Raw genomic sequence first — 15902 nt, 5'->3', positions numbered from 1 at the left:
CCGGAGTTTATAAGGTCCGACAACGGTGCCGAATTTGTTGCTCTGAAGGTCCGCGACTGGATCGGCGCCGTCGGTGCCAAGACCGCCTACATCGAGCCTGGCTCACCTTGGGAGAACGGCTACTGCGAAAGCTTCAACGCTCGATTCCGCAACGAGCTGCTCGACGGAGAGGTTTTCTATTCGCTCCGTGAGGCCCAGATCCTCATCGAGCGGTGGCGTCGCCACTACAATACCGTCCGGCCCCACAGCGCCTTGGGCTACAGGCCTCCGGCGCCGGAGAGCATCATAGCCGTCGACCGGCGACCAGCGATGCACTAACAATCAACCTGGACCACTCGGTTGGGGCAGCTCAGCAGTTGCAGGGCGCGGTCTTTGGCACTCTTGTCACTGGTCGCCCTCCGGGTCGGGTCGGAATAGTTCCGGCAAAAGTGTTTCAGTGACTGACCCTCGCTGCAGACGGATTAATCGTTCTCGACGTCCCACTCGAAATCCGCCCGGCTCCAGGTTCCATCGCTGCGGCTGTACTAGTCGAAGACCGGAATGTGCGGTGCGATCTTGCGGTCGACCAGGCAGCCCAGCATCGGCCCGGTCCCATACGCAGCGTCGGCGATCAGAAGCTCGGGACGGAGGTCGAACTTTGCCTTCACCCGATCCAGCATGGTCTTGGTCAAGCCAACCTCGGCCTGCCTGACCAACCGTATTGCCTCGACATCGACGATGACCCCGTGATCCGTATCGAACAGGTGATTGTCGGAGTACCTGAAGAAAGCCGGACCCTAGCAGGCTGCCGTCCACTGGTTGGCCGGATCAGAATGCGAGGTGAAACTGGGCTGCACCTCGCTGCCGGCCGCGAACAGCTTCGTCCAACTTGTCGGGATATTCTCGAACGGCGCGCGGCGCATCGGCCGGCTCGATCCGCGCCGCGTCCCATTCTTCCCTGGGCGTCGGGTCCTGCTTGTTAGCATCAGCCTCGGTCAGGCTGGCATCGATCGCCATACGCTACCCTCTGACCTGCCCTTCCGCGACATAGCACCCTACAGTTGTCTCGAACAGTTGCCGCACCAGCTCGCTCTCTCGAAACGACCATGGCGATTGTTCGAGAAAGTCGACTGATTGAGAATGCCGTGCGACAGGTCGCGGCGGCAGAACCAGCGATGCGTGAGGTTCAGGTGGACCTCATCGCAGTGCCGCCTCTCGGACCGGAGATCGAAGCATTAACCGACCAGGAGCATAAGGATCAGCAGCTCGGGATCGACCGACGAGCGGCCAGTGTGGCAGTAGAAACCCGCCAGATAGCCGCGGATGCTCCTCAGATCGACAAAGCGGTCGATGGAGCGAAGCTGGTGATCCTGAGTAAAGCGATCTTCCCAGGGGGCACTCCCAAAACAACGCCGGCTGCGCTTTCTGCTTCTGCCCAACATCGCCAGTCCTCCCGGCTTTACGGAGAAACTGAATCAGCGCTCAGACCTCAAAACGAGAAGAGTTTTTCAACGCAAATCGCCCAACTCGAAGCACGTGGCGGGCGCAGCGAAAAACTGTACGCGCCCATCCCGCCCTACCTAGTGCCCGGCAAGTAACGCGGAGGCTTCGGCTGCCTCTCGCTCGATGGCTTTACCGGTCGGATCACCCCATCCCAAACAGTTCGCGCAGGCCCTCGGGTAATGGCTCCGCCAGATTGAGTTGCACGGTTATAGGCGCCTCACCTTCCCATCCCGCAAATTCAACTGGCCCAGCGTATCGGAAAGGCGCCGCGCGGCCGTCGCGCAGCTTCGATTTGCGGAGAAATAGATGCATCCTCCATCCAGGTTCTTCCCCGGCGATGATCCGCCCTCGGAGGCTTTTTCTCCGCGTGCTGGTTTGGGTCTGCCAAACGAAACGGGTGGGACTAACGAACTCGACGGCATAATGGTCGCCAACAGACATGCTACTTTTGTCCATTGTCACAAGCAGCACCATGGCCTTGGCATCTGGAATGACGACGATGCCGGAATTCCAAGAGCCTGTGTTGAACACTGCGCCGAAGAGCGGCGGGATGCGGTCGCGAGGGTATTCTGCCCAGATCCGGGGGCCGGTAGCAGGGGTATTGAGAAACCCGCCCGGGGCCTCTGCGGCCTCGGCAAGAGGGCGTGTTTCCTGCTGATCGTATGTCACACGGCGGGTTTGCAAGTAACGAAGTAACCGCCAGTCGACGAGTTCCGAGGCGAGATTGGCAAGGGCGGTATCGCCGTTATCGTCAAGTGTGGTCTCGAATGCGCCCGAGCCGGATCGGAACCATTCGGTCTCGCCCAAGAGCTTCAAGGGGTATTTCATGAGCATGGTCTGAACGGCTTCAAGGTCGTCCGGATCGACGCTGATATCTGCCTGGATTTCTGGGTTTCGCTTGGCAAGGCGAGCAACGCGCTCAGCAAGAGCTGTGACAGAGATGCGGCCCGGCAAGGCTCCAGCCTCAATCATGCCGCGCAACGCGAGCATCTTGTAACTGCGCGTCATGCGGGTTGTTTCGATCTCGTCGAGCAGAGCCTTGTGGGAGGTCCACGCCGTATGGTCAGTGCCGGCGAGATCGCCCATGTCGTTTACGAAGCCGAGCCATCCGGCGTGCCCCGTGCGACCTGGATTGAAGCCCGCATGTTGGACCTCCGACGCGGTTGGACGGACGCCATGCCGATCCCGGAAGTCTCGGTAGAAAGCCGTCAGTTCCTCGCCGTCGCGGGGCTGGCGGATCAACGATTTTAGGATGTCGAGGGCTTCGAGATCATAGGTGACTTCGCAGCCTGCGGGGAAGCTTATCTCATGGCGCTCGAACCTCTCGAGCGCCATTCGCAGGGCACCTTCGCCTGCGCCGATCTGTAGTAGTGTGCGAGCCTTGGTCAGGAAGACCCGGTGATTGCCTATATAGTCGATCACGGCAAGGTGGGTCTTCTCGGTGCAGCGGCGCAGGCCGCGGCCGAGTTGCTGGAGCCAGATCACAGGGCTTTCCGTCGGGCGCAGCATCAGCACGGTGTCGATCGACGGCACGTCCACGCCTTCGTTGAACATGTCCACGGCGTAGACAATGTCGAGGTCGCCGTTTTCGAGGGCTTTGAGGGCACTGGCGCGCGGGGATGACGTGTCGCCGGAATGGACGGCGACAGCGCGCAATCCTCGCGCCTGCGAGAACTCGGCCATGAAATCGGCGTGGCGGCGGGAGACGCAGAAGCCGATGGCCTTCTTGCCGCCGCGCCGGGCCAGTTGATTGAGTGCATTTTCAGCGCGCGCCTGCGTAGCGACGGCCAAGGTCAGCGCGGACTCGTCGAACTTGCCGCTGCGCCAGGGGATCTGCGCATACTCCACAGGGTCGGGCACACCAAAGTATTTAAACGGGGCAAGAAGCTCGCGGTCGATGCCGGACCACAGGTCACATTCGTAGACGAGGTTTTCCTCGCAGAGACCCAGAAGGTCGCCGCCATCGCTGCGGTCTGGTGTTGCAGTCAAGCCCAGCAAGAATTCCGGGGTGAAATGATCGATGATCCTGCGGTAGGTCGCCGCGGCGGCGTGGTGGAACTCGTCGACGACGATGTAGTCGAAGGCGTCTGGAGCGAAGCGTTGCAGGTGCTGGTTGCGGGAGAGCGTCTGAATCGAGGCAAAAAGCACATCCGCGCCGAAATCCTTGTCGCCCCCGCCGAACCGACCGAGGCGTGCTTTGGGTCTTACAGCGCGGAAAGCCTCCATAGCCTGGGTGAGGATCTCTTCGCGATGGGCAACGAAGAGAATGCGTGTGGCCGGCTGGCTGTCGAATGCGGCAAGGAAAGTCTTGCCAAGTCCGGTGGCAAGCACGACCAAGCCGGCGCGATACCCCTTGGCTCGCGTGGTAGCCAGAGCGTTCAGGGCTTCCCTCTGGATGTCATGGGGCTTCGGCGCATCTTCCGGCCTCTCTTCCGGAACGCCGGAGCGTATCGGCATGGGGTTGACCCGGCGGGTCTCATAGCTGTCGATCCATTCCCCGGAGAGTTCTGTCACCTCCGGCCGCACCAGCAGACCCTTGAAAGCATTTCGGGCAGCGATCAGGGGGACCGCGTCCGACCGATCGAAGTGGCGGAGGTTCCATTCGACACCTTCGGTCAATGCCGAACGGGAAAGGTTCGACGAGCCAACGATCATGGCCCCGGCTCCATCGGCAAAAGAGAACATCCAGGCCTTAGGGTGAAACGGAATGCGGGCAGCTCGAAATACGTAGAGCTGTCGGTTGTGGTCCAGATCTTCCATCAGGCGCAGTGCAGTCGGCTCGGTCACGTCGAGGTAGTCGCCCGTGAGCAACCGGAGCTGCCCGCCGCGTTCCAATAGGTCGCGCAGATGAGGTAGGACCAGGCGCGCGCCCGAGGTCATCAGAAAGGACACTGCCAGGTCGACAGAATGCGCCTGATCGATGAGGGGGCGCAGGTGAGCGTGCAGCGCATCTTCGCCGCCGGAGATCAACGGTCGGTCATGTGGCGCGCCAGGGATGGGGCTGGAGGCAGTGGTGGGGACATCCAACCGGATATGGAAGTGTTCGGCGGTTTCAATAAGCTTGACTGGTGCCGGGCCACCGTCCTCCTCCAAGAGAGTCTGGGCTGGCGTGATGCGCGCAACAAGGGCGGCTTGTTCGGGCTCCGAAAGGTCGCGCCAACGGGTCACATGGCGGCGTGGGGCGAGAATAATGCCCATGCCATCTCGGACCAAGATGGTCTGCGCATCGCACTCGACAATCTTCTCGATGGATGGCGCGCAGCACGGGCAGGATGTTTTTGGCTCAGGTGGGGTAATCTCGGAGGGCACTCGTCAGGTTTTTCTCATCAAGGCATTGAGCCAAAGGTCGTCTTTTCTATCCGGACGGCGGTCTTCAGTCCGCCAAGTTTCAACCTGCCGGAGCGACGGGCAGTCGTCCAGGAGCGCCGCAAACGATTCCTCGGTCATGTCGGTGAAATGTCGCGCCGCCTCTTGCCGCTCACCGTCTCCAACCTTGAACGAGGCATACAGAGCCCCCGCAGAGACCAGATGGTCTGCCAGCCTTCGCATAACTTCCGACAAGTCGTCGCGCGCGACGTGTAGAAGAGAAGCGCAGGCCCAGATGCCCTCGAAAGAGTGTTCCCATTCGAAATCTTCGAAGCGCATCTGCCGGACGGGAAGATCGGAAAAATCGGTCGCCGCCCGCACCATGGAAGGCGAGGCATCAAAGGCCTCAGTCTCGTATCCTGCGAGGTAAAATGAGCGCGCGTCGCGACCGGATCCTGTCCCCGCATCGAGGATGCGAGAGCTGCCGGTATAGGTTTTCGGAACTGCAGCAAGAAATCGATCGCGGAGGGACGACATGTCGACGTTTTGGGTGTCTTGGAGGAATTTCTCAGCGTTCGTGTCGTAAAATCCGTTCATATAACTTTTCTGGCAATTCTGTTTGCCGCGGTCTTTTCGTTTCGGTTTCTGGAAGGTTATCGGGTTCGCACCAGTTATTGACGGTCGGTTTGGAGTATTCGCGAGGCCTTTATCAACTCGACAACCCTTAGTTCTCGTCATTTTGAGTAAGTGTTTTGTGGCCACAGGCGTTGCGGTCGGACGACATCAAATACTCTGTCATGCTTGACCACGCCAAGCCAAGCGTTTCAGATAAGTTGTTGATATAAATAGCTCCACCGGTGCACCCTGCTACAGGCCGTCAACCAACCTGATCCATTCCTGGCGCGATGCCTGTCTGTCGATCTTGAGGTCGATCCAAAAACGGCGCGCGTATTTGACCTGGCGGCGGTGCGCTGTGATGACAGGCCTGCATTGCAATGCCAGAAAGGCGACATGGCGGTCGCACTGGATCGGTTGGAGGCCGACCTCGGCGATGTCCGGCATCTCATTGGACATAACATCCTGCGCCATGATCTGCCGCATCTGGCAGTCATGCGACCGAGGCTGGCGCAGCTTGCCGAAGCGCCGATCGACACACTCTGGCTCAATCCGTTGGCCTTTCCGCGCAACCCGTATCACCACCTCGTCAAGCACTACCATGACGGGCGGCTTCTGTCGGGCCATGTCAACGATCCAGAGGCAGACGCGCGGCTTGTGTTCGATGTGCTGGAGAACCAACTCGGAGCCTTCCGCGCATTGAACGCAAAGGCGGCGGATACAGTCGTCGCCTACCATTACCTGACGACGCGTGGCGAACAGGATCAGGGTTTCGGCGCCGCATTCGGCCATGTCCGTAGTGCGAGCGTGCCCTCTGTTGATCAAGCCCGACAGGCGCTGTCGAGGTTGCTGGAGGGTGAGGCTTGCCACACAGCGGTGCGGCACATGCTGGATCAGTTGGGCGCGCTGCAGACGGGGTGGCCGTTGGCCTATGCGTTGGCGTGGATTTCGGTCGCCGGTGGCGACTCCGTCATGCCCCCTTGGGTCAGGATGCAGTTTCCGGATGCCGCGCGTATGGTGAAACGCCTACGCGACACGGCCTGCGATGCTGCGGATTGCCCCTGGTGCCGCGAGAAGAGCGATCCCGTAAAGGCGCTCTCACGCTGGTTCGGCTTCGATGGTTTCCGGCCCACGCCCACAGATGCCGATGGCCGCCCACTGCAGGAGCGCATCGTCGACGAGGGCATGCGCGGTAACAGCCTGCTGGGCATCCTTCCCACCGGGACGGGCAAATCTGTCTGCTACCAGATTCCGGCATTGGCAAAGTTCGATCGGACCGGTGCGCTGACGGTCGTGATCTCGCCGCTTGTCGCGCTGATGGCCGACCAGGTGGCGGGGATGGAACGGACAGGCATTTCCTCCGCGGTCACCGTGAACGGGATGCTATCGCTGCCTGAACGTCAGGACGCGCTCGACAAGGTCCGCATGGGCGAGGCCGCGATGCTTCTGATCTCGCCCGAGCAGTTGCGCAGTGTCTCTGTGCGCTCCGTTCTCAAGCAACGCGAAATCGGCCTCTGGGTCCTGGACGAGGCGCATTGTGTATCGAAATGGGGGCATGATTTCCGGCCTGACTATCGCTACATCTCGCGTTTCATTCGTGAAACTGCGGGCGATGAAGATCCGGCCCCGGTGATCTGCCTGACCGCCACTGCGAAGCCAGAGGTGGTGCGCGATATTCGCGACCATTTCCATCAGAGGCTTGGAACCGAGCTGTTGCTTCTGGACGGCGGGGCATCGCGCACGAACCTGAGTTTCGAGGTGCGATCGACCGGCAAGCGGAAGAAGCTGGCCGACATCCTGGATGTCATCGAACAGCGTCTTCCGGCCGAGGGAGCCTCTGGCGCCGTGGTCTATTGCGCGACGCGCAAGGCGACAGAGGAAGTCGCGCAGTTCCTGCAGCAACAGGGCCTGTCGGCGGAGCGATACCATGCCGGCCTGACACCCGATGAGAAGAAGACCATCCAGGAACGGTTCCGGGTGGGCGAGTTGCGGGTGATCGCCGCGACCAACGCCTTCGGCATGGGCATCGACAAGCCCGATATCCGGCTGGTGGTGCACGGCGATATCCCTGGCTCGCTCGAAAATTATCTACAGGAGGCCGGTCGCGCTGGCCGGGACCGTGCTCATGCCAATTGCGTGCTGCTCTACGCGCCGGACGACGTGGAGCGGCAGTTTCAACTGACCGCGCGGTCGCGGCTCGACCGGCGCGAGATCGGAGCCATCCTGAAGGCTGTTCGGCGCATGGATGCCCGGACGCGCGGCACGGGCACCGTTGTCGCCACCCCTGGCGAGATCGTCCGGCAGGAACACGACCGCGAATTCCAGCGTGAAAGCGCAACGGATGACACGCGGGTCAAGACCGCGATTTCATGGCTGGAGGAAGCCAAACTCCTGTCTCGCGAGGAAAACCGCGTGCAGGTCTTTCCGTCGTCTCTGCGGGTGCGCAGCATTGACGAGGCAGGGTCGCGGATGGAGAAAGCGCAGATCACCGGGATGCGCCGGACGCAGTTGATGGACATTGTCCGCCACCTGATGAATGCGCCCCCTGACGAAGGTATTTCCACTGACGAGTTGACCGGCGTGAGCGGGCTGACGGGCGGTCAGCTGACCAAAGCTCTGGCTGATCTTGAATCGCTCGGGATCGCGCGGAATGACACAGCCGTAACGGTTTTCGTGCATTCCGGAGTGACGGACGATTCCCGCAAGCGGCTGAGACAGGCCACACGGCTGGAAACAGACCTGATCGCGGCCATGAGGGAAGAAGCGCCTGACGCGGAAGATGCGGTCAGCACGCCCTTCAACCTGCAATCGGCCAGCCAGAAGCTGCGCGACCAGGGTCATAGCCACGTCCGCCCCGACGTGGTCGAGAAATTGCTGCGCGGCATGGCGCGCGACGGCCGCGACCTCGACGGCGGCAAGGGCAATGTGCGCCTGCGCAAGGCCTCTCGCGACACGCTGTTCGTAGCTCTGCAGCGGTCCTGGTCGGTACTGGAGCAGTCGGCCGCGCTGCGCCGGAAAGCCGGTGAATCGCTGATGGAGCATCTGCTGGGGCGGCTCGAAAAAGGTCAGCGGGGTAAGGATCAGCAGGTTGAAACCACCTTGGGCGACATGCTGGCGACCCTGACGGGCGATGCTTTCCTCCGAGGTCAGGTCAAAGAAATGACCCGGCTGATGGACCGCGCGCTTCTATGGCTGCACGAGCAGGAGGTGGTGACTCTCGGCAAGGGGCTTACAGTCTTCCGGCCCGCGATGACGGTCCAGCTTGCGCCGGGCAAAACGCAGTTCCTGGTCAAGGATTTCGCGCCATTGCAGGAGCACTATGACGAACAGACGGTACAGACCCATGTAATGGCAGCCTACGCGGAAACAGGGTTGTCGTCGATGCAGGACGCCATCCGCTTGACCGAGGATTATTTCGCCCTCGACCAGGAAGGCTTCATGGGCCGCTGGATGAAGGGCAAGACAACCGAAGTGAAGCGGCAGACGACAGGGAAGTCGTGGCAGAACGTCGTCGAGGCCCTCGGCAATCCCGTTCAGCAGAAAATCGTCGCCGATGATCGAGACGCGACCAATGTTCTGGTCCTTGCCGGCCCGGGCTCTGGCAAGACCCGCGTGTTGGTTCACCGCATCGCCTACCTGATCCGCGTCCGGCGCGAAGACCCGCGCAGCATCCTTGTCCTGAGCTACAACCGCCACGCTGCCGTGGAGATCCGGGCACGTCTGCGGCATCTGGTGGGGGACGAGGCATTCGGTGTGACGGTGTCGACCTGTCATGCAATGGCCATGCGACTAGTGGGCGCCAGCTTTGCCGGGTCGCAGGCAGAGAGCCGGGACTTCGACGGTATCGTCATGGAGGCGGTGCGCCAGTTGAACGGCGAAGGCCTGAGCAAAGCCGAAGCCGAGGCGCAGCGCGAGACGCTGATCCAAGGGTATCGTTGGATCCTCGTAGACGAATACCAGGACATCGGCCCTGAGGAATACGCCCTGATCGCCGCCGTTGCAGGACGGACGATCGATGACGAGGACATGAAGCTCAGTCTTTTCGCGGTGGGTGATGACGATCAAAACATCTATGCCTTCGCCGGGGCGTCCATCAGATTCATCCGACAGTTCGAGCAGGATTACCGGGCGAAGCCTGAATTTCTCATCGAAAATTACCGCTCCACCCGTCATATCATCGAAGCCTCCAACACAGTGATCGCCGGGGCCGGTGAAAGGATGAAGCTGGGCCACGACATCACCATCGACCGGAAACGCCGCAAGGACCCGCCGGGCGGCGTGATGGAGGCTTGTGACCCTGTAGGGCAAGGCCGGGTACAGCTTCTTCAATGCCCGCCCGGGGATCGGATGCAGGCCGTCGCCGCGGTGAGCGAGTTGCAGCGTCTGGCGGAATTGCAGCCTGGCTGGAACTGGTCTCGTACGGCCATCATCGCGCGAAATTGGAGACAACTTGCCCCGGTGCGCGCCTTTGCCGAGGCGCAGGGAATTCCAGTCGAAATGGCCAATGAGAGCCTGCCGAGCCTCTGGCGCCTGCGCGAGATGCGGCAATTCATCGACCGCATAAGCCACGACCGAACTCGCGTTCTGGGCGTGACAGACTTGCTGGACGTCGCGAACCACATGCATCGCAATCGGTGGACCGACCTCATCGCAGAAGGCATCGCCGCGCTGGCCCAGGAGATCGGGACAGGGCAGGTCTCAGTTCCCGATCTCGTGGAGTGGTTCGGTGAGTGGGCGCGTGACGCGCGGGGTGAGCAGCGGGGGCTGTTGCTGATGACGGCGCACCGGGCCAAGGGACTCGAATTCGACGACGTGGTGATCCTGAATGGTGGTTGGGACAGAGCATCTCGTAATGAGGATCTCGATGCGCCGCGCCGGCTGTTCTACGTCGCCATGACGCGCGCCAGGCGCAGCCTCGCGATCATGACGCAGGGCCCGCATGCCATTGCTTTCGCAAGCGGCGACAACGTCTTGCGTAGGCATGCCGCGATGCCCGACGCCCGCGATTTGCCACCCGATCGAACCTATCTGATGCCTGACATGGGTCAGGTGTTTATTGATTGGCCAGGCCGCCAGTACGACGGCGATACGGCTGCAAAGGCAATCGCCGAGGCCAGGGTCGGTGACCCGCTAGAAGTGGTGAGGCACGGTGCACGATGGTCGGTCCGTGATACGACAGGTCGTACCCTGATGGTTATGAAGAGCGGCTGGCATGTTCCAGATGGCCAGCGCGTTGTTTCTGCCAAAGTTGGTGCGATTGTGACGCGTCATGCTCATGAGAGCGGCGATGCTCACCGAGAAAAGCTTCGGAGGGAGAGTTGGGATGTCATCTTGCCGGAGTTGATTTTGGAATTCTGCTGACGCGACACCCCGCGTGAAGCTCTTGGTGATATCATCACTCGAGAGCCGAAGGGAAAGACCAGGCGCTATCTCGATATGTTCGCCGAATTTGAAAGAAATGCGCTTTTCTGCTTTTAGGAGTGTATGGATGATCTGCACGCACTCGCATTTCGTCGTCTCGTAGCTCCGGCCTCTGTGCTTTTTGACGCTCTGTGAACTGTGCCACGTGAGGGCCGCAGTTTAAGGTACATTTGAACTTCAACCGGACGCACTTGGTTGGGATGAGTCAAGCCCGTCGGGAAAAATGATCGCGCTCAGGAGATATTCACGCGAAGCTCTGGTATGTCCTGATCATCAACCAAACAACACGCAAAGCCACCTCTTAGGTCGTTGTATCTTATAATAAATTTCCTCTATGCGCCGACCAAAATTCGAATCTAATGTTTCGCGCTACTGATGGACGCTTGTTCCCCGAGGGTTGGTGAAATTCCAGCCGAAGGGGAAAAAATCTGTGCATGAGAGGGAGTGCGGGTCTGGGGCGCAATACGTTTCGAGGATTCAATCCACCCCTCCCTCTGTTCTGCCTCGCCTGTTGTGCCACCAGATGGCCTCCAATTGGCTTCCTCCGAACAGTCGAACTTCTCAGAACATATCGCTTGTTCTTGGCATCCGCCTTATTTCGCTGGATTTTCCGAGGTCGGAACAGGAAGAACAGGTTTCAATTAGAGAATAGTATAGGAAAAGGGCACCCGGCTTTCGGGCGCCCCTGCAGCCTTGTTCCGCTGTTCTGGAGGCTTTTATCCAGTAAATTCAATGTGCTGCCCAGAACAGTGCGAACAGTCTACTTCGAACTGGATTCGAAACCGAGGATCCCGATGGGAATAAGCACGGCACGTTGCTTGTTGCCCGGCGCAAGATTGATCGAATTTGCTGACTTGGCCGCGCCGGGAAGCTTCGAGAGAGCGCTCGAATGGGCGCCGCCGGCCCACTTGCTGTCTTCGAACAGCTTGACCTTGGCCCCGGTCCGGATTGCGATCTCCCGTTGGGGCCACCGAATGAACACGCCGGCACGGTTCAGGGCGGCTTCACCACCGAGCACCGCCTCGCCGATGTCGGCGAGAAGAGACCCAAGGATCTCCCGGACGCTGCGTCCCACACCGTGGTCGAGAGGGATCACGCAATCGAGGGCGCAACCGAGCGCATCTTCCGCTTCGGAATCCCCGGTAGAAACGCTAGCGTCTGCCAGCATGGCCCGCATCAGCTCTTCCGCGTGCTCGAGCCGCTCCTCGGTGATCGAGCCCTCGTAGAGCAGCAGATCGCGCCCCAAGACGATCGTCGCGATTGTCGCCGCTTGCCGTGCGTCGGCGCCTTTCGCATCGAGTGACGCTTTTACCGCCAGGTAATCTCGATCCCATCGCACCGACTGAGCAAGCATGCGCGCCCAGAGGGCTGAGGACAGCCGTTTGGCCATCTTCCTCGTCTGTTGCAATCGTTCTGCCCCTTCAACGGGCCCGCCCAGTGCGGGCAACGCATCGAGCTGAAGGAACACAAAGCGAGACCGATCTTGGGGCGCAAACTCAACGTGATTGATTGCGCTCAGATAGACGGGTCCGAGGGCCCGGAAGGACTTCGACGTGTGGTCGCTGCTGCCGCGCGCAATCTTTCCGCCTCCACCGCCCGACATCAGTCGAATGAAGGATATAATTGAACCCTGGCGTGACGATCGCCCCTGCTCCGGCTCAAACTCGTCCATCAAGAGCGGCCGCGCTTGATTGTTCCGTGCCTGTCGGATCCCGGCCTCGGTGACGTCGTTGAGAATACCACCGGCAAGGTCCCCGAGCATGAGAGACGTCACCTCCATAAGTGACGACTTTCCGCTGCCCCGTCCCCCGGAAACGTGAAGATGAGTTCGCCAATCTGGGAAGCCACCGAGGAAGGCGGCAGCGACCCAGCCGAGATACACCTCAGCATCAATTGGTCTCGCCCATCCCCACCCTCGTCGGATGTTCTGCAAGAGCGTATTGAGCTGAGCGGCCAGACACGGGTCTGAAACCGGGGGATTGATCGCTGAGGCGCCTACCATGGTGTGGGCCGACTCGAAGACCGCAACTGGGACGGCCGTCCCGTCCGCGGTGACCACCCGGTCGCCGCAATGGGCCACTGCCTCGTCGTGCTCGGTCCGCCATACACCCGTCGAACAATGATCGGCGCGCTCGTCGTCGTAGAGGCCAACCGCATTGCATGCCTCAATAATCCAGTTCCCGGCGGCGCGGGCTTCTTCCATGCCCCAGGCGCTGATCGGCTTGTCGAATGTCGCCTCGCACCAACGAGCGACCTCGGGTGAGATGTTGGTGAAAAGGGAGCGGACCCCCTTCCCCGCTTCGAGTTGGTCAGCCCGCAAGTGCCGGATCTGGCCACAAGGCGCCACGAAGCTGTAAGTCCCAGACCTGTGTCCAAGCGGCCGAATAGGCTGTCGGGGCGCGGTCTCGGCTTGGGATTCCTCGCGCTGGCCAGGGGCGCTCATTTCGCCACCCGGGCCCGTTCCCAGGCCTCCAGCTCATCGAGCCTCCACCGGGTACAGCCAGGGGTGAGCGCGATGGGTTTCGGGAAATGCGGAACCGAGTTGACCCACCGCCAGACGGTGGTCCGTGCAACTCCAAATCTCTCAGCGACCTGCTTGTCGCTCGCAAAAGTAGTCATGGACGATCTCCTCATAGTGATGAGTTCAGTCCTAATTCGACGCGCAAGTGGCTGGCGCGGTCAGGTTCTCACGAAAAAACCATGAAACCTGTCTACTTTCGCGGAGCGCCAGAATCGGTCGTCCGACTACCACGACGTCGCGCTCGGGGAATAAAGTCGGTGCCCCCATCCCGCGCAAGCTCGCTGCTTCACCGCAAAGGATGCGAGCAAAAGGCGTCGGAACGCTATAAGTCGAAAGGGCTGTGCGGGTCGGCAGTGTACTGTCGCCAGGCGCGGTAAGCACTCTCGACCTCGGCATCGACACCGCAGGCGTCCAGCAAGTTCTGTAGAAAAGATGCCAATCTCGTTCCGGGATTGAGATAGGGCGGCGGCGCCTTTTTCTCGTTTCCACACCAGGCCTTGCGCCCTTCGTCGATCACGGCGATCGCCGGCCAATTCTTCCCGTGGCCCGCCCGGCCTTCACCGTGGATCTCTTCGGCCTTCCGCAGGGCCACAATCCATAGCATGAGATCCCCGGCGAGCTCGGGAACCGATTGAGGCGCACGACGCTCGCTCCGAAGCTCGTCGGCTCGCGCGAGATCGTGGTCGTGTCTAACCATCAGCAAGGCCTGCTGGGCCCAAGGAGACAGCTCGCAGAGCATATGGCGGACCTTCTGCAACTGCTTGTCGAGACGGGCGAGTTCTTTTTTCTCCGCGGCACCACCGTGATGAAGGTCCTCGGCTAATACCACCGCGTTGACGATGGCATGGGCTTGCAAGCGGCATACGCCCTGCGACAGGGACGGGAAGTAGTCCGCCAGCACGGCCTCGCATCGCGCCACAGCCGCCGGGGCTTGCAAATAAGCCTCGAGGGAATTCACCGCGGCCCTCTGAGCGGCACAATACTGCTCGCCAAAGGCCGCGACGCGCCCAAAAACAGGGCCCAGGCCTCCATCATTTCGCGTCGTTTCTCGACCTGATCGGACTGGTCATAGGCCTGTTGGACCTTGCTCCCGACCCGATGGGCCAGAGCGATTTCCGCCATGTCCCCATCGTACTGCGTGCGCTCCGCAACCCAGGTTCGGAAAGTCGATCGCAGACCGTGCGGCACGGCGGGCCGACGATCACGGGGATCGATGAACCCTGCCCTGCCCTCCCGCCGGTCCGCCGCGTGGATCTTGCGCATCACCGCGGCGATCGACGCGTCGGAAAGGGCGCCGCCGCGCGCGGCCCAGAAGACGAGTGGGTTACCATCCATCCGCGGCAAGGAGTCGAGCAGATCGCATATCGCCGCGGTCAGCGGCACGCGGTGTGGCCGACCATTGGGCGGAATTTTCGAGAACCGACGCCCCGGCTGTATCGTCCAGAGCCGCTTCGACAGATCGACCTCGTCCCAGGTCGCGAACCGGACCGCCCCGGTCCGCGCCGCCGTTAAAGCCTGAAACTCAAGCGCCCGCGCGCTGGTACCTCCCCGCTCACTGAGGGTGGCGAACCAGCGGGCAGCATCGTCGAGTTGGAGCGCCGGGTAGTTGCTGCCTCCGGAGAGCTTGCTCGGCGCGGGTAGAACCATATCGAGGTTGCCGCGCCACCTCGCCGGGTTCTCGCCGTCCCGATGGCCGGAGACAGTGGCATAGTCGAGAACGCGCTCCAGCCGCTGGCGAACCTTCGAGGCCGTTTCCGTCTTTTCTGTCCAGATCGGCCGCAGCACATCGAGGATATCGTGCAGGGTGATGTCCTTCACGGCTGTTCCGCCCAGCTGTGGCAGGGCGTGGCGCTCCAGAGAGGCGCGCCATTGCTTGCGGTGGAGGTCGCTACGAAATTCCACTGCTTTTTCCGCCGCGAACAGCTCGACCGCCTCGGCAAAGGTCAGCAGGCGCCGGCGGGCCGCTTGGCGCTCTGCCAAAGGATCGACATCCTGGCGCAGCATGTCGCGTGCCTCTCGCGCGTAGTCTCGGGCCTTCGCGAGTGGGACGTCCGGGTATGGCCCGAGCCCGGCCTCCCGGCGGCGGCCGTTGTACCGGTAGCGAAAAATCCAAGACCGCGCGCCGCTCGCCGTCACCTGTAGGGCAAGCCCGGCCACGCCTCCGACCGCGTAAAGCCCGGGCTCCGTGAGCCTTTTGACCTCGAGGGGACCCATCTCCTTCGCGCGTTTCGGCATGTCCGATCCTTCGGGATGTTCTAACCGGGATTCGAACCAGCGCCACTTCACACCGACCCGCCCAAAGCTCTGCAACCAGGTGCTACCCGGAGGGACAATCCGCGACAAGGGAAATCCAATTTTAACATGCATAACAATCGGATAGCGACGGGATGCAACGGCGGTACGGCATCGGTACTCGCCTCCACATCTCTCTCGGACAGCATGAAGATCAGGCTCAGCCACCGCAGGCCGGAAGGGCGGATCACCGCCGAGAGCGTGGCGGCCAAAGTTTCCAGGACCTGCTACACGTCAGGGACCGCTTAGTCTTCCGCGACGACCT

At 61.3% G+C, this 15902-nt stretch carries 8 protein-coding genes and 1 pseudogene; 2 read left to right on the top strand and 7 right to left on the bottom strand.

Features of this window, described 5'->3' with window-relative positions; all coding sequences use genetic code 11:
* Positions 1–318 (top strand): integrase core domain-containing protein (locus BUB76_RS16670; protein ID WP_139250913.1); only part of this gene is annotated, 318 nt, incomplete at its 5' end.
* 17 nt (positions 319–335) lie between these two features.
* Here the strand turns inward: BUB76_RS16670 and BUB76_RS16665 are convergent.
* The 3 genes and pseudogenes from BUB76_RS16665 to BUB76_RS16655 all read right to left on the bottom strand — a co-directional run.
* Positions 336–1455, bottom strand: a pseudogene (locus BUB76_RS16665) (transposase); the annotation flags it as partial.
* Between the two features lie 168 nt (positions 1456–1623).
* A complete protein-coding gene (locus BUB76_RS16660; RefSeq protein ID WP_175550334.1) occupies positions 1624–4680 on the bottom strand; it encodes a DUF3427 domain-containing protein in 3057 nt (1018 codons plus the stop codon).
* Between the two features lie 114 nt (positions 4681–4794).
* Positions 4795–5385, bottom strand: a complete 591-nt coding sequence (locus BUB76_RS16655; RefSeq protein ID WP_073130426.1) for a class I SAM-dependent methyltransferase — start codon at positions 5383–5385, stop codon at positions 4795–4797.
* 414 nt (positions 5386–5799) lie between these two features.
* Here BUB76_RS16655 and BUB76_RS16650 point away from each other — a divergent pair, with 414 nt between their 5' ends.
* Positions 5800–10764, top strand: coding sequence for a RecQ family ATP-dependent DNA helicase (locus tag BUB76_RS16650; RefSeq protein ID WP_236737950.1), 4965 nt, complete (start codon positions 5800–5802; stop codon positions 10762–10764).
* 820 nt (positions 10765–11584) lie between these two features.
* On the opposite strand, the gene BUB76_RS16645 is transcribed toward BUB76_RS16650, so the two are convergent.
* The 4 genes from BUB76_RS16645 to BUB76_RS16630 all read right to left on the bottom strand — a co-directional run bounded on the left by BUB76_RS16645 (position 11585) and on the right by BUB76_RS16630 (position 15580).
* Positions 11585–13027, bottom strand: a complete 1443-nt coding sequence (locus BUB76_RS16645) for a hypothetical protein (RefSeq protein ID WP_139250912.1) — start codon at positions 13025–13027, stop codon at positions 11585–11587.
* A gap of 236 nt (positions 13028–13263) precedes the next feature.
* Positions 13264–13443: a helix-turn-helix transcriptional regulator gene (locus tag BUB76_RS18375; RefSeq protein ID WP_084140732.1), complete on the bottom strand. Its 180-nt coding sequence runs from the start codon at positions 13441–13443 to the stop codon at positions 13264–13266.
* Positions 13444–13667: 224 nt separating this feature from the next.
* A complete protein-coding gene (locus tag BUB76_RS16635; protein ID WP_139250911.1) occupies positions 13668–14303 on the bottom strand; it encodes a hypothetical protein in 636 nt (211 codons plus the stop codon).
* Entirely contained in the window at positions 14300–15580 is a 1281-nt protein-coding gene (locus tag BUB76_RS16630) for a tyrosine-type recombinase/integrase (protein WP_073130410.1), read from the bottom strand. Before BUB76_RS16630 ends, BUB76_RS16635 begins: the two co-directional genes overlap by 4 nt.
* Positions 15581–15902: the final 322 nt, after the last annotated feature.

This window comes from Palleronia salina (assembly GCF_900141995.1).
Lineage (GTDB): Bacteria > Pseudomonadota > Alphaproteobacteria > Rhodobacterales > Rhodobacteraceae > Palleronia > Palleronia salina.
Note: the sequence above shows the minus strand (reverse complement) of the source record. Positions and strands in the feature narration are given on the sequence as shown.

Coding starts and splice junctions, on each gene's coding strand:
- BUB76_RS16645 (WP_139250912.1), bottom strand. CDS start 13,027: ATGGAAGAAGCCCGCGCCGCCGGGAACTGGATTATTGAGGCATGCAAT.
- BUB76_RS16655 (WP_073130426.1), bottom strand. CDS start 5,385: ATGAACGGATTTTACGACACGAACGCTGAGAAATTCCTCCAAGACACC.
- BUB76_RS16650 (WP_236737950.1), top strand. CDS start 5,800: ATGGCGGTCGCACTGGATCGGTTGGAGGCCGACCTCGGCGATGTCCGG.
- BUB76_RS16630 (WP_073130410.1), bottom strand. CDS start 15,580: ATGCCGAAACGCGCGAAGGAGATGGGTCCCCTCGAGGTCAAAAGGCTC.
- BUB76_RS18375 (WP_084140732.1), bottom strand. CDS start 13,443: ATGACTACTTTTGCGAGCGACAAGCAGGTCGCTGAGAGATTTGGAGTT.
- BUB76_RS16660 (WP_175550334.1), bottom strand. CDS start 4,680: ATGGGCATTATTCTCGCCCCACGCCGCCATGTGACCCGTTGGCGCGAC.